Raw genomic sequence first — 20,075 nt, 5'->3', positions numbered from 1 at the left:
TTTAAGGTGATCCCGTTTATGATTGCATTTGTTTTTGGACTGATTTTGTTTGTTAGTTTAACACCATCATCATTGAATGCTAAGTCTTTAGATATCCTGCTAAAGCCTAAGCTGCAACGTATTCCGGCGGGATGTTTTCAGATGCGGATTGCTTCTCTCGAACAAGAACAGAAGTTAAGAAGTGGGCAGCGGATTTGCTTCCGGCGATATTTTGAAATGGGAGTGCATGAAGTCACAATTGCAGAATTTAAGCGTTTTGTTGCCCAGACAAACTATATTTCCGATGCCGAAATTGACTATCTTAAGCCTGGTTGCTGGTCGTATGATGAAAACAAACAACAGTGGGGATGGTGGAGCTGGGCAAACTGGCGGCAGCCGGTGCAAGGGGAAATTGATGACAGACAACCTGTCAGTTGCGTCAATTATTATGATATTCAGGCCTATATCACCTGGTTGAATGCAGAAACTGGTGAACATTACCGCCTGCCCACCGAAGCCGAATGGGAATATGCGGCAAGGGCAGGGCGAAATAACGATTATTTTTGGGGGAATAACCCGGATTTGGCCTGTCGATATAGCAATATTTTTGATTTAAATAATGCATTGTTTTTTAATGCTAAAGGGATTGTTTCATACCATTGTGATGATGGTTTTGTATATGCGGCACCGGTTAAAACATTTTTGCCGAATCCTTATCAGTTATACGATATGATCGGTAATGTTTGGGAGTGGACGTGTTCGGAATTTAAGCCTGATTATGCGGGGCAAGAGCAACGCTGTGTCAATTTGAAAGATAATCCTGAATTTATTGCTGTTCGGGGTGGAGGCTGGAATGCGGAACCTGAGCGCAGCCGCCTGGATTATAGGAATTGGCAAAGCCCCTGGGTGAGACTGTCAACCTGGGGCTTTAGGTTGGTTAAGGTGCAAAAGAAAACACTACGTCGCGCGTTTATATCAGGCAAATAAATCGATAATAGCTTTTTGCGTTTCCTGATCGGTTTGCAGGATTTTAGTGGCCGATTGCGCCTCAAGTTTGGCTTCTTTTAATTGAGTGACTGGTTTAAAGAGATCGCCGGATTTGACATCTTTGCTACCGCCGACTTCATTTTTGCTAACACTAGCCTGAGCGATAGTTTGCGCAGCGTCAGTCGCTTTTTGCTGCGAACTGTTGAATAAGTTAAGAGCACTATTGGTCGGTGTAATATTCATAACAGACTCCAGAAGTCTTTTTAATCAATCGTAATAATAGAAGCTTAAACTCATATCTTGCAATATGAATTTATATAGATTGTGAGATAAATCGCACAATTCAATACATGCGATGCCGAAATAGCCAAGCCGCAAGACTCAATGTCAACAAGCCGATGATGGCCAGTGGCCAATATTGATTGAATAAAACCTCAGCCGGTAATCCTTCCAGAAAAACACCTCGTACAATAATCAGAAAATAGCGTAACGGGTTGATCAGGGTCAGGTCCTGAACCAGTGGCGGCATATTAGCAATCGGGGTGGCGAAGCCCGAAAGAATAACCGCCGGAACGATGAACAAGAATGCACCGAGCAGCCCTTGTTGCTGAGTGACACAAATTGACGAAATCATCAAGCCAATACCGATAACCGAAAAAACAAACAGAAAAATCCCCAAATATAATGCACTTAAATGCCCTACGAAGGGAATGTTGAACCAGAAAACCGCCATAAAGATAATAAAACTGGCTTCAAGTAGGCCGACAACCAAACCCGGAACCGCTTTACCGACCAGAATCTGAAAGGGTGTCAGCGGCGTTACTAGGAGTTGATCAAAGGTACCTTGCTCACGTTCACGAGCGACAGATAGAGCTGTGACAAGAACAGTCACAACCAGTGTCAGCAAACCGATAATCCCCGTAACGATAAACCACTGACTGTTAAGATTAGGATTGAACCAGGCACGAATCTGTAAGCGAGCTGCTGGCAATGGGGTATGGTGCCTCTGTGCCATTGCCAAGTTGTATTTCGCCAGAATGGTTTGCATATAATTTAATGCAATTAAAGCCGTATTTGAGTCGCGGCCATCGATTATAATTTGTATATTAGCCGTTTTTCCACGTGCCAAATCGCGATCAAATTGGGGGTGAATATGAATAACAGCTAGAACATCTTTGTTGTCTAGTACCTCTGCAATTTGCTGCTGATGAGTCAGGGTTATTTCCCGGCTAAATGCGGGTGAGGCATCAAATCGTGCAATCAGCCGCCGGGATTCAACACTGTTTGCTTCATCATAAATAGCAATCGGCACATGGTTTAAATCATAGGTTGCGCCATAGCCGAACACAAAAAGCTGGATAATCGGTGGACCAATCAATACAAAGCGGCTTTTAGGGTCTCGGAGGATAGCTAGAAATTCCTTGATAATCAGGGCAAAAAGCATCATTTACTCCAAGCGCCGGGGAGATTTTTTTAAGGTCATCAGGAAAAAGAACAGTGCCATGAGCAATAATGCCGCCATATTCGGCAAAACCACACCCCAGACATCAGACATCGCCGCTTAAAAACAGGGTTTGTAAAATGGCGACAAAATAACGGGCGGCAATCAAGAAGGTAAAGCCCTGAACGACTTCCGGCATGCTGCCAATATCGAAAATAAACCCCGATAAAATAAAGGCCGGTAAGAAGGTGACAATAATCGCGATTTGACCGGCCACAAATTGATTTTTGGCGACAATGGAAATCAATAAGCCCATCCCTAATGCCACCAGTAAAAATAAAACACCACATAATAACAGTAACCATAGGCTGCCGCGTAGTGGCACTTCAAACAAAAATACTGCCATGCCGATGGAGAGTAACATGCCGCCCATGCCTAAAATAAAATAAGGGATGAGTTTACCCAATAAAACCTCGATTAAATTGACCGGCGTTGCAATCATCGCTTCCAATGTACCTCGTTCCCATTCACGTGCCATCACCATCGCCGTCAATAATGCGCCGATCAAGGTCATGATGACGGCAATTAGGCCAGGGACTAAAAAGTTTTTACTTAAAACCTGGCTGTTATACCAGATGCGCTGCTGAATCCCGACCGTTTGAGATAGCGGAATTCCTTTGATAATGGCCAAATGATTGAGCCACTCGAACCAGGTACCTTGAATATAACCGGAAACCAGACGGGCGGTATTGGCGTCGATACCATCGACAATAACCTGAATCGCTGGCGAGTTCTGTTTAAAAACCTGGCGATTAAAATCAGACCTTAAATGAATGATGGCATTGATTTTACGATATTGCATCGCGCGTTCAGCTTCTGCCATATTGGAATACTGATGATTTTCAAAATATTCAGAATGACCGAAGGCAGCCATAAAACTGCTGCTTGTCGGTGTCGTTTTTTCTATCACCCAACCGATGGGGACATGTTTGGCATCAAGTGAGACACCGTAACCAAACAACAATAACAAAAAAACAGGTAACACGAAGGCGATGGCCAAGCTGCTGGGGTCGCGCCAGATTTGCAGGAACTCCTTTAACACCAATCCTTTAAGGCGCATACGACTTATTTTCATGATTGATTTTTCTCCACCAGGTGAATAAAGGCCTGCTCCATCGTGGGTTCAGGGCATTCGGCCGTGATCGCCTGCTGTTTGATTTCAGCAGGCGAACCTGTCATCAGAACTTCCCCTTGAACCATAATCACCAGGCGGTCACAATATTCGGCTTCTTCCATAAAATGTGTGGTCACCAAGACGGTGACGCCATTAGCGGCAAGTTGATTGGTTCGGGCCCAGAATTCGCGCCGTGCCAAGGGGTCGACGCCCGAGGTCGGCTCGTCCAGAAATAAAATTTCAGGTTCATGCATCAAGGCGCATGCCATTGCTAAACGTTGTTTATAGCCTAAGGGCAGGTCGCCACTATTACTGTTGAGGTCTTTTTTTAAGTCAAATTGTTCGACAGCCCACTGAATACGCTGCTTGCGGCGCTGGTTTTTCAATCCATAGGCACTGCTGAAAAAATCCAGATTCTGCTGCACACTAAGATTGGCGTAAAGCGAAAATTTTTGTGACATATAGCCGATTTTTGCCCGTGCTTTAGCGGCGGCGGTCCGTAAATCAACGCCGGCCACACTGAGCTGCCCATTAGACACGGGCAACAAGCCGCATAACATCCTGAATGTTGTCGTTTTCCCTGCGCCATTTGCCCCCAGTAAACCGAAAATCTCCCCGCGTTTTACACTGAAATTGAGTTTTTTGACTGCCTGAAACTGACCAAACCAACGGTCGACCTGTTCGACACGAATCACATCAAGTGCATGATTTTTACTGTTTATATGATTGAGTTGTAAAGGGGGTTGAGGCGTGGTGGGATGACGCCTGCGTAACAGACTGATGAAGGCATCTTCAAGGCCAGCCTCGGCAGGGCTGATCTTCAAGTGTTCAGCGATATCAGCTGGAAAATCAGGTAATTTCGTTTGTCTGCACACAACCCGAACAGATTCCCCTTGAATAATCGAGTCAATAATATCCTCAAAGGCGTGCAGACGGCTCTGTAATTGCCGATGGGTCAAGCGGGTATGCTGCAATCGAAAGCAATGACCGCTCAAATGCGCTTTAAAATGTTCCGGTGTGTCCTGCGCCAGTATTTCGCCATCATCGACCAGCACCACCTTGTCACAACGTTCAGCTTCATCCATGTAGGCGGTACTCAATAAGACTGTGGTGCCTTTCTGTTTAACCTGATGCTGAATAATACGCCATAATTCACGCCTTGAAACTGGGTCAACCCCCACGCTCGGTTCATCGAGCAGTAATAAACGGGGTTCACTCAACAGGGTGCAGGCTAGGCCTAGTTTCTGCTTCATACCACCTGATAGTTTTCCTGCCAGGCGGTCGGTAAATGCTGAAAGGCCGGTCATGACCATTAAGTCATCAAACCGATATTGCCGGTCCGCCATGGAAACATGATGTAAGTCAGCATAAAGGTTGAGGTTTTCGGCCACAGTTAAGTCTTCATACAAACCAAAACGCTGGGGCATATAACCGATCATGACATGGATTTGATCGCTATATTGGCGTGTGTCATAGCCAAAAATACGAATTTGGCCGGTATTTGGCAAATACAATCCTGCTGCCAACCTTAACAGGGTGGTTTTGCCGGCGCCATCGGGCCCAACCAGGGCGGTAACGGAATTCTCTTCGATCGTAAGGCTGAGTTGCTTTAACGCCTCAACCGTACGCTTTTCGATACTGAAGGTTTTGCTGACATGCTGAAAATCCAGCGGTAGCGGCCGGTTTGCCGTCATGATGCTACTGGGCAATCCGTGGCTTGTTTTATGCGTGTTGTGACAGTGGTATCGATTTTAACCGTTACCGGCATGCCTAGGCGTAGCTCATCATGAGCATCACAGGCGAAAATGCGAACTTGATAAACCAAGCTGGTACGAAGCTCCGGCGTTTCGACAGTTTTTGGGGTGAATTCGGCGGTGGGTGAAATAAAACCAATCCAACCGATATAGGGTTTATCAGGATAACTGTCTGAGAATATCCGGGCCGGCATGCCATATTTGATTTGGCCAAGCCGCGTTTCCGAAACATAGACCCGTGCCCAAACCGAATTCGTCAGTGCTAATGTAAAGACAGGTGTGCGTAAATCAGCCATATCGCCAGGTTCCAGAATTCTATCCTGAATAATGCCGGCATGTGGCGCATATAAATGTGCATCCTGGAGATTTTTTTGGGCCAGTTTCAGATCGTTCTGATAGATTTTCAGGCGTGCTTTTGCCTCTGCAATATCTTCTTTGCGCGGGCCGATGACGGCTAAGCGATATTGTTCTTTTAATGCCGCTAGTTTTTTCTGGTCGGTACGCAATCGTGCATAGGCTCGGTCTACCGATTCGGCTGAAGTCAAATGGCGTTTAAGCAGTTTTTTGAGCCGGTTATATTCTTTTTGGTCAAATTCGACCTGAGCTTCCAGTGCTTTAACATCGTTTCGAGTTTGTCGTATTTCTTCCGGTCGTGAGCCATTAACCAGTCGCAGTACAACTTGTTGTTGCGCTTCGACTTGCGCCCGAGCTTTTTCCAGTAGGTACTGAAACCTGTCTAAATCCTGCTCGGCCAATAATTGTCCTTGCGTTACCTTATCGCCTTCTTCAACCCACATCTTTTGAATATGCTCCGGGTCGTGGAAGGTGAGTTCAACCTGACGAATATCAATATTTCCGTATAAGGTTATTACATTATTCTGCGTGGATGATTGCGTTGAAATAATATAAAACATTATCGCTAATGCAATCAAAACACCCGTAATGACAATAAAGCGAGACTTAGACATGGCTTCAGTTTCCGGGTAAAAGTATAAACAGGTTTAATCTATTTGCATTGCGCGTGACAGCATAAATAAAACCAGTCCATCAAAAATCAGGCTGATGGCAATGAAAACCCCCAGATACATCAACGAACTTTCGGGCCAGCCGACCAGAATCAATGCCGCCAATAATGCGGACAAGACACCATTCAGCGTCATCCAAAACCAACCGGGCTGCGGGTAACGGTCATAGCTCATGGCAAAGCTGGCGAATGCATCGGTGAAAAAATAAAATGACAGCACCAAAATAATTGCCGCAATGCCTGAACTAGGATAAACCAGCAATAAAAACCCACCGACAATTAAAATCAGTGGCTTTAGCCAATCCGTGAAGTTTGTACGATTAAAATGATAGGTATTGTAGGCCGAAACTGCGCCCCCAATTAGCATAATCGCAGCCAGAAAGCCCTCGACAAATAATGAGAGCATTTGTGGAACAAATATCCCTAAGAGGCCTAAGATCATCAGTAAGATGCCACTTGTTTTCAAACGGCTAGTCATGGCTTCGGTAGGGTCTTCGTGCAGAACAGTCATATTTTTCTCCCTGCGTGTTTAGTGTTTATAAATTGTAAGCTGTTCTGATAATGGCGGTTATTGGGATTAAAATCAAGCCTCGTAAGAACTTCTTACGAGGCTTAAACAGATAGGTGGATTCTAAAGGGCGGGAAAATTATTGGGTAACAGCTTTTATCGAATCAGTAGCTTTTTCGGTTAATTTTTCAGCACCTTGTTTAGCTGACTCGACCGCATCAGTCACCGCTGCTTTAGTCTTGTCGGCAGACTCGGCTACCGTTTTCTCTACGTTATCGGCCGTTTCTTTGGTTGCCGATTCAACGTGTTCAACAGCTGTTTTGGCTGTCTCTTCTATGCTTTTCGGCTTAACCGGTTCTTGCAGCAATATTTCAACTTTAGCCTGTTTTTTCAAATCCTCTAATAACTGTTGAATTTTTTTACGTTGCAACATAGGTTGCAGTTGCATTTTTACCGCTTCAAAAGGCGGTGGCGTCTGTTTTCTGGATTGTTCACGCAAAATAACATGCCAACCAAATTGAGTTTTTACCGGCTCAGTCGTGTATTTCCCATCTTCTAGCGCCATTACAGCATCAGAGAAAGGTTTGACCATTTTGTCTGCTGTAAACCAACCTAAGTCGCCGCCTTGTGGGCCGGAAGGTCCGGTTGATTTTTCTTTGGCCAATTTGGCAAAATCGGCGCCTTTATTCAGTTCAGCGATGATTTTATCGGCTTCGTCTTTGCTTTTGACCAGAATATGACGCGCTTTAAACTCTGTGCCGCCTTGCTGGCCAATCATCGCATCGTATTCGGCTTTCAATTCCTCGTCGGTTACCGGATGTTTTTTCAGGTAATCCTGTAAATAAGCCTGGGTCAGTAATGAAGTCTTAATTTCATTTAACTTGGCTTGAAACTCAGGCGTTTTATCCAGTCCTTCTTTTTCAGCTTGCTGGACAATAATTTCCCGACGGATCAATTCTTCGAGTAATTGCTGATCAGAAATTGACTGACCTTGCATACGCTGGGAAATTTGCTGTTTTAAGCGGTCCAGTTCCTGTTTACTGATATATTTACCATTGACGACGGCAACCGCATCTTCTTTTTTAACGACAGATGCATTTTGCGTAGAATCTGTATTATTTTTTTGTTCAATACAGCCTGAAAGTAGCAGGGAAGAGCTGACTAAAATAACGGGGATGAGCGTTTTTTTCATTTATTGCGTTCCTTTTGTTTTTTCCGAAGGGGTTAGAGCATGAATACCTAAGGCATGAATTTCATTTTTCATCAAATCGCCCAAGGCTTTATAAATTAATTGATGGCGCTGAACTTGTGATTTACCGTTAAAGATTTCGGCAACGATGGTGACATGATAGTGTCCGCCGCCACTTTGTGTGCCCGCGTGTCCGGCATGAGCGGCGCTGTTATCGATAATTTCAAGCGTGTCGGGTTGTAATGCTTGATTTAGTTTTTGTTTTATATGTTCTGCTGTCATTGTGGAAATACTTGTTTAAAGGGTTTTACGGTTACGTTTTTATAAACACCGGCCTGACGATAAGGGTCGTGTTCCGCCCAATTTTTTGCTTCTGTTAAACTAGGAAAGTCAGCCACAATCAAGCTGCCGCTAAACCCGGCCTCACCAGGATTTTCAGTATCGATAGCGGGGAAGGGGCCGGCCAAAACCAGTCGCCCCTGATCTTGTAATGCGAGCAAGCGTTCTAAGTGAGCGGGACGTGTTTTGAGGCGTTTTTCCAGGCTGCCAGCCTCATCTTCGCAAATGATGGCATATAACATTAATCTTCCTCCATTTCTGTGCCAGCATCTGGAATATAACGATAGAGAAAAATCATTTGTATAATAATAAACACCAACATAAAGCCTGGAACAATGAAGGTTTTGAATGTCACCCAGTCATCGGTATCAAAGGCATGCATGACATAGAGATTGACGCTGCCAACGGTGATAAAGAAACCCGCCCAAATCATATTCAGACGTCGCCAGATATGATCCGGCAGTTCAAGGTTAGCACCCATCATCCGTTGCACGAGAGGTTGCTGTCCGATAAATTGGCTGGCCAGAAAGACAATTCCAAAAAGCCATTCAATAATGGTCAATTTCCATTTAATAAAGTTTTCATCGCGCAGATAAATGGTCGCACCGCCCATAACGACAATCAAACCTAGCGTAACCCACTGCATTTTCTCTACTTTTTTATAGAGCATCCAGCTGATTGCGACCTGGATAATGGTAGCGACGATAACGACGGCTGTCGCAATATAAATATCGTAAAGCTTGTAAGCGATAAAAAATAAAATAATGGGGATAAATTCAAGCAGTTGTTTCATATTAGAATATTTATATTAAACGTATAAATCCAGTTGCACATTGTTTCTGGATTGAAAATGGGTGTCAAGATAGCTTTTTAGTGCACGCTGGGTTTTTAAATCCAGCGGCTGGTTTTGTTGTGTTTTAAATTGTTCGCGTTTGCTCGCCAGCATTCTAAGATCGACGACTTCGATCAAAAAGCCTTGGTTACGCGCATCTTTGTCTGCCGTAACCGCTTCGAGTTCCCGTAAGTTTTGAAAACCTTTGGGCGGTGAGGGGACATGTGATGAAACAACAGGCGACCGAATCGGTAAAACTTCCATTGATCAACGATACAAAAACAAGAATCGCTTAATTGTAGAACCTTCAAGCATGAATGTACATGGCCTGCTAAGGGTTTCTGTTAAAATGGTAATTTTATGGAGAAAACGATGTCAGACAATAAAACCATTGAATTTGAAGCGGCAGCATTCCGCAAGCTGGTTGAACATTTACAAAAGCATACTGAAGTACAAAATATTGAACTGATGATTTTGGCCGATTTTTGTCGTAATTGCCTGGCTAAATGGTATGTTGAAGGCGCGAAACAACAGGGTGTTGAAGTTGATTATGAAGCGGCCAGGGAAATTATTTATGGTATGCCTTATAAGGAATGGAAAGAAAAGTTTCAACTGCCGGCAACTGAAGAACAGATGAAGGCCTATCAGGAAAAACAAGCACAGAAAAATACCTCATCATGACCATACAACACTCTTTTGATAGCATGTTTTCCGGCATAATTGGCCAGGAATACGATATGCTTCGGCTGATTTGTCCGTTAGCGGCAGAAATGAGCCATTTAGTCGGGCAGAGAGTAGGGGAGTATTGTACACAAAAACATGATGACTTGTCGGTGTTGGAACTAGGCGGTGGAACCGGCATTACCACGCTGGCTATTTTAGCGGCCAATGAGCGCTTGAAAATAACCTCTGTCGATAATGCCGAAACTATGCAAAGCCAAGCCCGTAAAAGCTTGCAGCAATGGCAACAAGAAGGAAGATTAGAATTTGTATTAGCAGACGTATTGCACACCCTTAAAAATACTGAGGAAAATAGCGTTGATATTGTTGCCAGTGCCTACACCTTGCATAATTTTGAACACAGTTACCGGGAAGAAGTTATTCACCAGGTTCATCGAGTATTAAAGCCGGGCGGGCTGTTTGTGAATGGCGATCGTTACGGGCTCGATGATGTTGATGCGCATACCCGCTTGATTCAACACGAAGTGCAGGGGTATTTTTCGGTATTGACTGAACTGAAACGACTGGATTTATTAGAACACTGGATTATTCATTTATTCAGCGATGAATCCGAAAATCATGTCATGCGTGAATCGGTAGCCCTCGCGCAATTACAGTCATACGGCTTTGAGTCGATTCGGTTAGACCATCGTAATCAAGTCAATGCCCGCGTCACTGCCTTCAAATCACTTTGAGATAGGCTTGACAGCAATTAAAAGCTGATTGATAGCATCAATATCGGCTTCAGACAGGTTTCCGGCGGCATTTTTCAAGCGAATCATGTTAACCAGGTAATCGTCAGGTCCTGATCCGATTATTTACCTAGGGCAAAAACGCGATGATATTCTACGCGCCTTTGCTCAATCCTTTTGCTGGATGATCAATGGTGATTGGGCATCATTGCCAGATGATGTGGAGCAAGAATGTAAGCTCTTGAATATCGAATCACTCCATCAGGATAGTTTTGCCTTCGTTTCCCATAGCCTAGGAAGCCGCATTGTTATCGATGGCTTGCAACGTATTGCGACCGTATTAGCACAAGATTCTAGTAACCCAAAACAAATACGCTTAGTTGAAGCCTTAAAACAGAAAAGCATCCCGATTTATATGATGTCTAATCAGTTGCCGATGCTGCAATTAGGGCGCAAGGTTCCAAAAATACATAACCAGCGGCAAGCTTATTGCACCCCCGAAGGCGAAAAATATCAGGCCAGAATGTTAAAACAAACATCCATTATTGCGTTTAGCGATCCGAACGATTTATTAAGCTACACCATTCCAGTGGAATTTGTTCAGCAGTATCTGGATTCTCGCTTATGCATTGATGTCACCAATATACAAATCAATGTAGCTCCAATATATGATGTTTTTGGCTTAGGTTCTCTGGCCAATCCAGCTGAAGCGCATATTGGCTATGACAGTGATGACCGAGTCGTTGGCTTGATTGCCAAAGGCATCAGCGATAAAAAAGACAAGATTGCAAAAGCGGTTGCAGAGCGTTGCCGTTGGATCAAAACGATTGAGTGACATTGAATACGGACATCTCTTACGCCAATCAGAACCTCTACCAGAAAACACTGGCGATAAATGTTATCTTAGCCTTACTGGTATGGATCGCTTGGTGGTTGTATACCCAACCTGATTCTAAAGCTGTTTTGCTGCAAAATTGGCCGATTACGCTGACCATGACGGTTGGTTCATTCATTGCCGGTGCAACCAGCGAGGGTGGGGGAGCAATTGCTTTTCCCGTGTTTACCAAAGCATTGCATATTGATCCTCAAAATGCCAAGGTATTTTCTCTTGCCATCCAAAGCATTGGTATGACAGCGGCTAGCCTAACAATTATCGTGCTGCGTATTAATGTAGCTTGGCGCTTTATCTTGTGGGCGAGTTTAGGCGGTTTGCCTGGGTTATGTGTCGGATCGCTTGTGATTGCACAACTTGTTTCTGCCGCTTTAGTAAAAATGTTGTTTACCGCCATGATTGTTAGTTTTGCGCTCGCATTGTTATTGCTCAATACGCAAAAGCGACATTATAGTCAGTATCTGCCGAAACTTTATGGCACAGAAAAAGGCATAATCGTGTTTAGCGGCTTTATCGGTGGCACCATGACAGGGCTAGTAGGCAGCGGTATCGATATTATTTGTTTTTCAGTTATGGTTTTACTTTTCAGGCTTACCGAGAAAGTATCGACACCGACATCCGTGATCCTGATGGCAATAAATGCCATTGCGGGATTTATGTTGCATTATTTCGTAACAGATAGCTTTAATAGTACTGTAAAAATGTACTGGCTGGCGGCTATCCCGGTTGTGGTCATTGGGGCACCTTTAGGCGTTTATCTTTGCAACCGCATGCGCAATGAACACATTGTGTCCATTTTATTATTTTTAATCGCAATTGAATTGCTAAGTTCACTGCTTTTAATTCCTTTAACAATGAATATTGCTATTAGCAGTTTAGCTGTGTTTTTACTGTTCTCATTCGCTTATTATCAAATGTCCCGAAGTAAGAAGGTGTGGAGACATGAAACGGATGGATAAATAGCAAAACAACTGACATTATCGATTATTTGATCAAAAAAGCACAATGATCAATGAAATCACTGCACGGGGAAGGCTTATTAGCCTATGAGATATCAAGCTGGAAAAACTACGATGGATAATTTATTTGCACAACAGTTTGCCAGAGAATGCGAACATGCCTGGAATTCTCATGACATCGACAATATTATGCAGCACTATGCCGACGATATTGTGTTGGTGTCACCGATCGCGGCAAAATTGCTAGACCAGGCAGAAGTGAAAGGAAAGGATGCGGTCAGACGGTATTTTATCAAAGGTTGAAGCCTATCCTACTCTAAAATTCCAGGTTCTGGAGGTGCTGACCGGAGAACACAGCCTGGTGCTGTACTATGTCAACCAGAACGGCATTAAAGCTGCGGAATTTATGCAGCTCAATGCGACGGGATCGAGTTTCACAAACATTTATGTGTTAGCTGGACAAGGCTAAGATTGATATTACATTATTTAACATAATATACATTATGCGAATTTGAAATCTACCATTCATCATTCACTACTTTACGTAAAACTCTAAAACCGCGCCAGCCTCTTGAAGGCTTCTCGTTTTTCACTGTGATCGACCTTCGCTCGATTCAATGCTGAGTGCAAAATATCAATCGTATGTTGATAACTTTCTTTGTCGACTGGAAAAGGTGTTCCGTCTTTACCGCCATGTGCAAACGAAAAACGTGCTGGATCACGTACACTGGTTTTCGTGCCATAAATCAATTCGGCGGTTAACGCTAACGCGCGTAAGGTTTTTGAACCGACACCTTGAATCGACAACAGGCTTTCAAAATCTTGCGGCATGTGTTCATAGGTTTTTAACAGAATGCGCTGCAAATATTTGGGGTTGATGTCTTCACGGCGCACCCAGTGACGGCGTGGCATGATCAATTCCGGCTGTTTCAGCCATAGCGTTTCCAGTTCTTTTTCTGGCTGTGCGGCCAGTTGTGTAACGCGCTCGCGCGAAATTTTACTTTCCCGGGCAACAAAATTCAGTACCTTGCCACGGTGATCGCAACACACGGCTAAATGTGGTTCATTGATAAAATCAGTCCGTTCATTTCCCAGCCAATGGTAACGCCTGGCCATGCCGGAGTCTTCATTCATCCCTTGTTGCACGACACACCATTGCCCTGATTGGGTAAAGAAAAACGCATGGTGGTAAATCTGATAACCATCCTGAACTGCCGAACTATCGACCTTTGCCGATAAGCGGCTAGCGCGAATTAGCGTATTGGCATCGTAACCCATTCGAATACAAATTTGCTCAATTTCCTGAGGTGTGCGGCGTGCAACGCGGCCTTTTCCGCCTGCAGCAAAGAACCCTAGCTCGTGCTGCATATCTTTAATTCCTTCTTTTAGCGCACCACAGGTCGTGGTCGTCAAACCGCTAGAATGCCAGTCAAATCCCAATACACAACCAAAGGCTTGAAACCAGAATGGATCGGAAAGACGCTTTAAAGCTCCCTCTGCGCCATATTCATAAACCAGATGGCAGATAATTTCGCGTGCTAGACGCGTCATACGCTCAAACAACCAACGTGGTGCCCTGCCGCCATGTAAAGGTAACTGGCTATATCCTGTTCTCATCTGTGTCTCTTATCTTGTAAAGTAACTACTCACCCCCCTCTAAAAAGCAGGTGTAGGTTGTTGATTTATCAGGCTTGCATAACAGGGATGTTATGCAGAACTACATGGATGTATTCACGTGTCCTGATAAATCAATGGCCTACTCCGGCTAAAACACAACCGGGTGAGCAGTTACCTTGTAAATTTAAATTCATAAACTATACTCAAATGCACAATATCATGATTGCCTTTTAAAACAGCTGATTTCTTTATGTGTCGAGAACATTAAATGAAAAATAAAATCACACCCACAAATAAAGAACGCATTATGCGGGAACAGGATTTCATTGTTTCCAAAACCGACCCGTCCGGCCGGCTGACCTATTGCAACCAGATTTTTATTGAATTTTCAGGCTATAGCGAAGCCGAATTGCTAGGACAACAACATAATATTGTACGCCACCCCGATATGCCCCGCTCGGTTTTTGCGTTACTTTGGGAAACGATTAAATCGGGTAATGAATTTCTCGGTTATGTCAAAAACATGCATAAGGATGGCTCTTTTTATTGGGTGTTTGCCACGGTAACCCCCAGTTATGGCGAGCAAAATAACATCATCGGCTTTTTTTCTGTGCGGCGTAAGCCTGACCCCCAAAAGTTGCAAATCATCGACGCTCTCTATCATGACATGTTGATGGCGGAAAAACAGGCGGGAAGCCGTCATGCCATTGCCGCAGGCAGACAAGTTCTTGACAATGTGATTCAACCGACAGGAAAAGACTACCGTGAATACATTCTTTCTCTTTAATGCTAAAAATACCACCTTATTGCTGACTGGCAGCATTATTGTTTTATCAGCCTGGAGCCTTTATCAGCATGGCTTTGAGTTGCCCCCCTTGATTGGCCTACTGTTTGCTCTGTTCGTACAGTTTATGTTTTTTAGGCAATCCAAGAAAGAGCTAGGCTTGATTCATTCACTCTTTAAAATGTGTAATGAAATTGTACATGGGAGATTGGAATACCGGGTAACAGGTATTCCAGAGGATGCTGAATTAAAAGACCTAGCCTGGAACCTGAACGAAGCACTAGACCAAATCGAAACTTATATGCGTGAGGCAAATAATTGTTTTGATGCAGCACGCAATAAACAATTTTATCGGCATACCCAGTCACAAGGCTTGAATGGCTTGTTTGCCAAAGGCTTAAAGAATATTGATATTTCTCTGGAGGAAATGAAAAATAATTACCGTCGTACGATGCGCGATGAGTTGTTTTCTGAATTAGGCCAGATGAAAACAGAAAATTTACTCTCCAGCCTGGATCGTACCGAAAACGATTTGAAAACCATTACCGATCAGATGCAACAAGTTGAAACCATTTCCAGCCAGGCTTCCAGCATTGCTATCGACAGCAAAGCCTCTTTGAGTTCGGTGATTAATAAATTAACCAATATCATCGAGAAAATTGACACCATGAAAGATTCTTCGCTGGAATTAAGCCAAAGTAGTAAGGCGATTACCGATGTTACCTCCTTAATTGCCAAAATTGCTGATCAGACCAATCTATTGGCGCTCAATGCCGCGATTGAAGCGGCTCGCGCCGGCGAGCATGGGCGCGGTTTTGCTGTCGTCGCCGACGAAGTACGCACTTTGGCCGAAAATACCAAAAATGCAACAGAATCCATCAATGAAACGATTAAAAAGTTTACTCAAGCCACTCAGTTGATTGTGGATGACACCGAAAATATGGCTAGCATGACCGATGAGTCAAAAATTGCAATCAGTGAGTTTGAGCGCAATATAGACCAAGTCAGTGAAATATCACAAGAAACCTATCAAAAAGTCCATTACACCCAAATGGTGGCCGAGATTGCACTGGCTAAAGTCAATCAAATGATTTATGTCCAGCAAGGCTATCGGGCAGTTGAAACCGGGCCTGACTCCGAGGCGGCAAATTATGTCAATGTAACAGACTCTGAATGTGAACTCGGACAATGGTTAGATCACGGTGCTGGGCAACAGCATTATGGTCATCTGACCACGTATGCCAAGATCAAGCAGCCTCATGAACAGGTACATCGCTACATGATTTCTGCACTAGAGCATCTCAGAGACACTTGGCAAACAAGTCCTGAAATTCAAAAACAGATTATTGAGGATTTTAAAGGGCTTGAGAAGTATAGTCTTGAAATAAATACGTTGTTAGAGAAGGTAATTGAAGAAAACACAATGGGGAATGCAGTCTGAAGCGTTGCAAATCAGTATGACCGAGCCATTCTCAGAATCATTCAATCAAAAAATTCTGCAACAAATACTAGATTCAATTCAATCGGTTAATCCTGTCCAGGCCGGCAATCAGCTGTATAAAACACTGAAACAAGCAAAAGATTACCAAGGCCATGCGCGTGATCACCTAGTATTATTGCAGCAGTTGACGCCACTAATCTTACGGATTATTGATGAGATTATCGAAATTTCTAAATCACAAAACGGAGCAAAACAGCGTAAAACCCAGCGTTTATGCTTACAACTGTATCGGTATCTTTGTTTAGGGTTTTATCGTCTTCATACGCAAAAGGCGTTAACGGCGGATGAACAAAGACTCGCAATTTTTTTCGCCTTGCAAATGGCGGGGCAAGATATGTTTTTTCGACATCGCCTTCATTCACCCTTATCGGATACTTTAGGAACGATCAGCGCTGAACTTTATAAATATGCACTTAGCCAGCACTATTTAACGGATTCTGTTAGCACCAAAATCCCCGCTTTCCTTCCTCAAAAAACAATTGATGCGGTGATTAAACGTAATATTTTGTTTGCACTTTGTACTGTTCAATACCATAGCGAACAAGAATGTCGGGTTATTTTTAATTTCGCCAATCAATTTGGTGATTTGCTGGCGTTGTCTTCTTATCTTCCCACTGCAATCAATTTTTATTGGGATACTCTGGAGGGGCTTCCAAGGCAAATAAATAAGTTGGATCAAAGCATTACACCTCAGGATATTTTTATTGATACACAGGCATTAAAAGAAGTCATTGAAAATAATAAAATTCACCTCGATATCGCAGAAACAAAGCAAAAAAGTTTGTTTCGGTATTTAATCGGTTATCAAAAACTGATTATTGATAACCGCCCTTCTGCCCCGATTATTTTTAATATGGTCGCAGGCTTTGAGCCTTGTTTTCAATATTTGAAAGATCGCCAAAAAATACTCCGTATCCAACAACTCAGCCATGGTTCTGGACAGATAAGCTCTGCGACTGTAGAAAATAACGTTTTAGATCTTGGGCTTGAACCTTTGGATTTTGAGGAGGGTTTGATTGAGCAAACTGAAATAATCAGCATTAAAAATAGTCACATTCACAACAGCAAAAACAATCTGACACCGGTTAAATTTCAGCCGACAACAGATCCAGACTTTTTCCTGATTGAGGCTAAAAGTTTATCGCTTAATAATGGTGAGCTTATTATTTTGGCGAATAAACGAAACGCCATACGATTGGGAATAAGCCGACAACAAAAAACATTACCTCATCTTGGAATGCAACGGGTTCTGGTTCAGATGATTCAATCGGAGTTGAACAATTGCTACACATACCATAATCCGAAAAATGAACGCGATATCAATATTATTCTGCTCAATGAGCATACAGATGAACCTGAGATATTAATTCAAAATAGTAAAATGAAACCTGGAGATCAGATAAAAATTGCGGATAAAACGATCATGTTGCTTACCTTAATCGAATACACGCCTTATCTGATGCGTTATAAGATTTCCATCCTTGAGAGCGGAAATCTTTAAAACTATTACTCGCACGGTAATCATTTAGTGGCCGTAGGGTATTGATTTTTAAGGACGCGTAGATACATCCATGTAGCTCTGTGCAACATCCTTGTTGCACAAGCCTGAAAAATCAATACCCTACGCCCAGTGTTTCTGAAGGGGTGAGTAGTTACCTATTGTTTTTTTACCCAGACAGAAGGCAGATTCAGTGTTTTTTTCACCTTATCAGCATAAGCTAAAGCCTCTGATTTGGTTTTAAAGCCATCGACTTTTAAACGATACCAGGTCTCCCCATTATTGCGTATCTTTACGACTTGAACAGGCACACCCTGCTTGCTGAATTCTTTCGCTTTACGCCGAGCATACCATTCTTGTCGATAAGCAATCAGACTGACTTCCCAATTTTGAATCTTTTTGATTCGTTTACGGCTTTTTTGAGCCAAACGTTTTCTACTGCTTTGCAATCTATCCAGCCGCTGCTGTAAATCTTCAACCAATTCACCCATTTGCAAATTTTGCGTTTGGATTTCAGTCAGTTGTGATTTCAGTTTCTCAAATTCTTTGGCATCCGCCTGTTTTTTCAGTGTTTCTTTAATGTCACTCAACTGTGATTTCAGATAAGCAATATCCGAACCGGTTTTGTCCATGCGTTTGTTGGCGCTTTCCAGCTTTTTAACTAAATTTTGCTGCATCAAAAAATCAACTTGCTCCTCAATTGAAACGACCGTTTCGGTTAATTCGTCCACTTTTGAATTGGCCGACATTCCCATCATACCCAAACCACCGCTCACCAATAATGCCACGATGGCAACGCCTAATGCGGCATAAACCAAGGTTGGCTTGTTGCTTTCCAGCTTTGATATTTTTTGTTTAAGCGACTTTTGTGCGGACTCCAGCGTCTCAATCTGCTGTTTTAATTCAGCACTAACATCTTTTTGGCTGACTTCATCGAGTTGTTGGCGAAGACTGTCTTGTGCATTCTGCAACAAAGTGAGTTGTGAGGTGAGTGCTGCAAGTGCAATATTCTGTTGTTCGTCAGCATCTCTCCCCTGCTCTGCCGGCGTTTCAGAGACGGACTCATTGGCTGACGATTCAGCGGCAGGCGTATTATCAGCGTCTTCATCTGAATTATCATCGTCAGCGGTAATATCAAAATCGGCAATAATGTCTTCTTGATCGTTGTTGTCGGGCTGTGTTTCAGGCGTGTCATCCTCAGGAACATCTGAATCATCAGAAAATTCATCATCGGCAAATTCATCGACAATATCGGTGTCTTTTAGCGGCGTACCGGCTGATTCTGTATCATCACCATCAAATAATTTATCGATTTCGGCAAAATCATCATCAGCGTTATTATCTTCTAGGGCGTTATCCATCAACAATTTATCAATGGCATCTTCATCGTCAACCATAGCTTCCGTTTCATCATTCAAAGAAGCGCTGGCTTCATTCAGCATGTCATCAAATTCATCGCCGGTATTGCTGGTTAATTGATTGTTGTTTTCAGATGATTCTGCCATAGTTGGTATTGTTTTAAATCTAAAAAAATTAAAGAGAAGCCGTAATGAGATGCCTTTCGGTAAAGTATAGATAAAATTTCACATTAAATTTAAAAATTACTTTTTTTTATTTTAAGTTATTCGCTAGAATAGAAAGAAAAAATCATTTTATGCGCCTTGCCATTACTGCAGTCTGTCGAACCTCACAAAAATTTTTAACCGATCTGGTTTCAGCCGTTACCAATTGTGACTGCCATATTATCGAATTTCGAACCTCGCAGCTTTCAACAACCCCTTTCTGTTATGTGTTAGCCGAAGGCGAATGGAACCATATTGCTAAATTGGAAAGCTTTCTGGCGCATTTTGATCACAATCCGGACATTACGCTTCATACCCATCGCCCAGCACAACTCGCGCCGGTTGAAGGCATTGCGTATGTGCTGGAAACATTATCGCTTTACCGGGACGATATCCTGCAAGACCTTTTCAAGTTTATTGAAAGTCATGATGTGCATATTGAAGAAGCGACCTCGTTCTGTCATATTTCCTCTTATACCAGCAGTCAGATGCTGATCATACGCATGATTGTCGTCATTCGCCCCGAAACCCGGATTTTATCGTTACGGGAAGAATTATTGGAATTTTGCGACAATATCAATTTAGATGCTATTTTTGAACCCGTTAAACAACATTAAAATAAA

General features: G+C 43.1%; 22 protein-coding genes and 2 pseudogenes. 11 read left to right on the top strand and 13 right to left on the bottom strand.

Annotation, left to right across the window (positions count from 1 at the left end; all coding sequences use genetic code 11):
• Positions 1-18 precede the first annotated feature (18 nt).
• Entirely contained in the window at positions 19-966 is a 948-nt protein-coding gene (locus tag JEU20_RS01840) for a formylglycine-generating enzyme family protein (RefSeq protein WP_198243418.1), read from the top strand.
• Here JEU20_RS01840 and JEU20_RS01835 read toward each other — a convergent pair.
• The 11 genes and pseudogenes from JEU20_RS01835 to JEU20_RS01785 all read right to left on the bottom strand — a co-directional run bounded on the left by JEU20_RS01835 (position 955) and on the right by JEU20_RS01785 (position 9,491).
• The gene (locus JEU20_RS01835; protein WP_198243417.1) at positions 955-1,209 is read right to left on the bottom strand and encodes a hypothetical protein; all 255 of its coding nucleotides are present in this window, start codon (positions 1,207-1,209) and stop codon (positions 955-957) included. The genes JEU20_RS01840 and JEU20_RS01835 overlap by 12 nt on opposite strands.
• 100 nt (positions 1,210-1,309) lie before the next feature.
• Positions 1,310-2,413, bottom strand: a complete 1,104-nt coding sequence (locus tag JEU20_RS01830; protein ID WP_198243416.1) for an ABC transporter permease — start codon at positions 2,411-2,413, stop codon at positions 1,310-1,312.
• A pseudogene (locus tag JEU20_RS01825) lies at positions 2,414-3,542 on the bottom strand (ABC transporter permease).
• Positions 3,539-5,275 carry an ATP-binding cassette domain-containing protein gene (locus JEU20_RS01820; RefSeq protein WP_198243415.1) on the bottom strand — a complete coding sequence of 579 codons (1,737 nt, stop codon included), beginning with the start codon at positions 5,273-5,275 and terminating at the stop codon, positions 3,539-3,541. The pseudogene JEU20_RS01825 and the gene JEU20_RS01820 overlap by 4 nt, the downstream one beginning before the upstream one ends.
• Positions 5,272-6,303 carry an HlyD family secretion protein gene (locus tag JEU20_RS01815; protein ID WP_198243414.1) on the bottom strand — a complete coding sequence of 344 codons (1,032 nt, stop codon included), beginning with the start codon at positions 6,301-6,303 and terminating at the stop codon, positions 5,272-5,274. Before JEU20_RS01815 ends, JEU20_RS01820 begins: the two co-directional genes overlap by 4 nt.
• A 33-nt stretch (positions 6,304-6,336) precedes the next feature.
• The gene (locus tag JEU20_RS01810; RefSeq protein ID WP_198243413.1) at positions 6,337-6,870 is read right to left on the bottom strand and encodes an HdeD family acid-resistance protein; all 534 of its coding nucleotides are present in this window, start codon (positions 6,868-6,870) and stop codon (positions 6,337-6,339) included.
• Positions 6,871-7,006: 136 nt separating this feature from the next.
• Positions 7,007-8,059 carry a peptidylprolyl isomerase gene (locus tag JEU20_RS01805; RefSeq protein ID WP_198243412.1) on the bottom strand — a complete coding sequence of 351 codons (1,053 nt, stop codon included), beginning with the start codon at positions 8,057-8,059 and terminating at the stop codon, positions 7,007-7,009.
• On the bottom strand, positions 8,060-8,338 hold the full coding sequence (locus JEU20_RS01800) for a BolA family protein (RefSeq protein ID WP_198243411.1): 279 nt from the start codon (positions 8,336-8,338) through the stop codon (positions 8,060-8,062).
• The gene (locus JEU20_RS01795) at positions 8,335-8,637 is read right to left on the bottom strand and encodes a YciI family protein (RefSeq protein WP_198243410.1); all 303 of its coding nucleotides are present in this window, start codon (positions 8,635-8,637) and stop codon (positions 8,335-8,337) included. Before JEU20_RS01795 ends, JEU20_RS01800 begins: the two co-directional genes overlap by 4 nt.
• Complete coding sequence (locus JEU20_RS01790; RefSeq protein WP_198243409.1) at positions 8,637-9,188, bottom strand: septation protein A; 552 nt, start codon at positions 9,186-9,188, stop codon at positions 8,637-8,639. Before JEU20_RS01790 ends, JEU20_RS01795 begins: the two co-directional genes overlap by 1 nt.
• 15 nt (positions 9,189-9,203) lie before the next feature.
• Complete coding sequence (locus JEU20_RS01785; protein WP_198243408.1) at positions 9,204-9,491, bottom strand: hypothetical protein; 288 nt, start codon at positions 9,489-9,491, stop codon at positions 9,204-9,206.
• A gap of 108 nt (positions 9,492-9,599) precedes the next feature.
• Here JEU20_RS01785 and JEU20_RS01780 point away from each other — a divergent pair, with 108 nt between their 5' ends.
• The 5 genes from JEU20_RS01780 (at position 9,600) to JEU20_RS14895 (ending at position 12,793) form a co-directional block, all read left to right on the top strand.
• Positions 9,600-9,908 carry a DUF1244 domain-containing protein gene (locus JEU20_RS01780; protein WP_198243407.1) on the top strand — a complete coding sequence of 103 codons (309 nt, stop codon included), beginning with the start codon at positions 9,600-9,602 and terminating at the stop codon, positions 9,906-9,908.
• On the top strand, positions 9,905-10,642 hold the full coding sequence (locus JEU20_RS01775; protein ID WP_198243406.1) for a class I SAM-dependent methyltransferase: 738 nt from the start codon (positions 9,905-9,907) through the stop codon (positions 10,640-10,642). Before JEU20_RS01780 ends, JEU20_RS01775 begins: the two co-directional genes overlap by 4 nt.
• A 217-nt stretch (positions 10,643-10,859) precedes the next feature.
• Complete coding sequence (locus JEU20_RS01770) at positions 10,860-11,474, top strand: hypothetical protein (protein WP_198243405.1); 615 nt, start codon at positions 10,860-10,862, stop codon at positions 11,472-11,474.
• 2 nt (positions 11,475-11,476) lie between these two features.
• The gene (locus tag JEU20_RS01765) at positions 11,477-12,490 is read left to right on the top strand and encodes a sulfite exporter TauE/SafE family protein (protein WP_245395055.1); all 1,014 of its coding nucleotides are present in this window, start codon (positions 11,477-11,479) and stop codon (positions 12,488-12,490) included.
• Positions 12,491-12,604: 114 nt separating this feature from the next.
• On the top strand, positions 12,605-12,793 hold the full coding sequence (locus JEU20_RS14895; RefSeq protein WP_245395054.1) for a YybH family protein: 189 nt from the start codon (positions 12,605-12,607) through the stop codon (positions 12,791-12,793).
• 249 nt (positions 12,794-13,042) lie between these two features.
• Here the strand turns inward: JEU20_RS14895 and JEU20_RS01755 are convergent, their stop codons facing one another.
• Positions 13,043-14,107 carry a DUF763 domain-containing protein gene (locus JEU20_RS01755; RefSeq protein ID WP_198243404.1) on the bottom strand — a complete coding sequence of 355 codons (1,065 nt, stop codon included), beginning with the start codon at positions 14,105-14,107 and terminating at the stop codon, positions 13,043-13,045.
• Positions 14,108-14,375: 268 nt separating this feature from the next.
• On the opposite strand from JEU20_RS01755, the gene JEU20_RS01750 reads away from it, so the two are divergent.
• From JEU20_RS01750 to JEU20_RS01740, 4 genes and pseudogenes are all read left to right on the top strand, one after another.
• Entirely contained in the window at positions 14,376-14,894 is a 519-nt protein-coding gene (locus JEU20_RS01750; RefSeq protein ID WP_198243403.1) for a PAS domain-containing protein, read from the top strand.
• A gap of 124 nt (positions 14,895-15,018) precedes the next feature.
• A pseudogene (locus JEU20_RS15750) lies at positions 15,019-15,951 on the top strand (methyl-accepting chemotaxis protein); the annotation flags it as partial.
• The gene (locus JEU20_RS15745; RefSeq protein WP_425356699.1) at positions 15,943-16,332 is read left to right on the top strand and encodes a CZB domain-containing protein; all 390 of its coding nucleotides are present in this window, start codon (positions 15,943-15,945) and stop codon (positions 16,330-16,332) included. The pseudogene JEU20_RS15750 and the gene JEU20_RS15745, both read left to right, overlap by 9 nt.
• 184 nt (positions 16,333-16,516) lie before the next feature.
• Positions 16,517-17,893 carry a hypothetical protein gene (locus JEU20_RS01740; protein ID WP_214657276.1) on the top strand — a complete coding sequence of 459 codons (1,377 nt, stop codon included), beginning with the start codon at positions 16,517-16,519 and terminating at the stop codon, positions 17,891-17,893.
• Between the two features lie 155 nt (positions 17,894-18,048).
• Here the strand turns inward: JEU20_RS01740 and JEU20_RS01735 are convergent, their stop codons facing one another.
• Positions 18,049-19,395: an SPOR domain-containing protein gene (locus tag JEU20_RS01735; protein WP_198243401.1), complete on the bottom strand. Its 1,347-nt coding sequence runs from the start codon at positions 19,393-19,395 to the stop codon at positions 18,049-18,051.
• A gap of 149 nt (positions 19,396-19,544) precedes the next feature.
• On the opposite strand from JEU20_RS01735, the gene JEU20_RS01730 reads away from it, so the two are divergent.
• Positions 19,545-20,069 (top strand): glycine cleavage system transcriptional repressor, encoded by a 525-nt coding sequence (locus JEU20_RS01730; RefSeq protein WP_198243400.1) that lies wholly within the window; start codon positions 19,545-19,547, stop codon positions 20,067-20,069.
• Positions 20,070-20,075 lie beyond the last annotated feature (6 nt).

The sequence above is a fragment of the methane-oxidizing endosymbiont of Gigantopelta aegis genome, assembly GCF_016097405.1.
In the GTDB taxonomy this organism is placed as follows: Bacteria; Pseudomonadota; Gammaproteobacteria; order Methylococcales; family Methylomonadaceae; genus Methylomarinum.
This window is presented reverse-complemented; position numbering and strand designations above follow the sequence as displayed.

What these genes read in the sequence shown, in the direction of transcription:
- JEU20_RS01780 (WP_198243407.1), top strand. Translation starts at nt 9,600, where the DNA reads ATGTCAGACAATAAAACCATTGAATTTGAAGCGGCAGCATTCCGCAAG.
- JEU20_RS01790 (WP_198243409.1), bottom strand. Translation starts at nt 9,188, where the DNA reads ATGAAACAACTGCTTGAATTTATCCCCATTATTTTATTTTTTATCGCT.
- JEU20_RS01750 (WP_198243403.1), top strand. Translation starts at nt 14,376, where the DNA reads ATGAAAAATAAAATCACACCCACAAATAAAGAACGCATTATGCGGGAA.
- JEU20_RS01815 (WP_198243414.1), bottom strand. Translation starts at nt 6,303, where the DNA reads ATGTCTAAGTCTCGCTTTATTGTCATTACGGGTGTTTTGATTGCATTA.
- JEU20_RS01775 (WP_198243406.1), top strand. Translation starts at nt 9,905, where the DNA reads ATGACCATACAACACTCTTTTGATAGCATGTTTTCCGGCATAATTGGC.
- JEU20_RS01805 (WP_198243412.1), bottom strand. Translation starts at nt 8,059, where the DNA reads ATGAAAAAAACGCTCATCCCCGTTATTTTAGTCAGCTCTTCCCTGCTA.
- JEU20_RS01795 (WP_198243410.1), bottom strand. Translation starts at nt 8,637, where the DNA reads ATGTTATATGCCATCATTTGCGAAGATGAGGCTGGCAGCCTGGAAAAA.
- JEU20_RS15745 (WP_425356699.1), top strand. Translation starts at nt 15,943, where the DNA reads ATGGTGGCCGAGATTGCACTGGCTAAAGTCAATCAAATGATTTATGTC.
- JEU20_RS14895 (WP_245395054.1), top strand. Translation starts at nt 12,605, where the DNA reads ATGGATAATTTATTTGCACAACAGTTTGCCAGAGAATGCGAACATGCC.
- JEU20_RS01755 (WP_198243404.1), bottom strand. Translation starts at nt 14,107, where the DNA reads ATGAGAACAGGATATAGCCAGTTACCTTTACATGGCGGCAGGGCACCA.
- JEU20_RS01810 (WP_198243413.1), bottom strand. Translation starts at nt 6,870, where the DNA reads ATGACTGTTCTGCACGAAGACCCTACCGAAGCCATGACTAGCCGTTTG.
- JEU20_RS01830 (WP_198243416.1), bottom strand. Translation starts at nt 2,413, where the DNA reads ATGATGCTTTTTGCCCTGATTATCAAGGAATTTCTAGCTATCCTCCGA.
- JEU20_RS01730 (WP_198243400.1), top strand. Translation starts at nt 19,545, where the DNA reads ATGCGCCTTGCCATTACTGCAGTCTGTCGAACCTCACAAAAATTTTTA.
- JEU20_RS01835 (WP_198243417.1), bottom strand. Translation starts at nt 1,209, where the DNA reads ATGAATATTACACCGACCAATAGTGCTCTTAACTTATTCAACAGTTCG.
- JEU20_RS01735 (WP_198243401.1), bottom strand. Translation starts at nt 19,395, where the DNA reads ATGGCAGAATCATCTGAAAACAACAATCAATTAACCAGCAATACCGGC.
- JEU20_RS01840 (WP_198243418.1), top strand. Translation starts at nt 19, where the DNA reads ATGATTGCATTTGTTTTTGGACTGATTTTGTTTGTTAGTTTAACACCA.
- JEU20_RS01820 (WP_198243415.1), bottom strand. Translation starts at nt 5,275, where the DNA reads ATGACGGCAAACCGGCCGCTACCGCTGGATTTTCAGCATGTCAGCAAA.
- JEU20_RS01785 (WP_198243408.1), bottom strand. Translation starts at nt 9,491, where the DNA reads ATGGAAGTTTTACCGATTCGGTCGCCTGTTGTTTCATCACATGTCCCC.
- JEU20_RS01800 (WP_198243411.1), bottom strand. Translation starts at nt 8,338, where the DNA reads ATGACAGCAGAACATATAAAACAAAAACTAAATCAAGCATTACAACCC.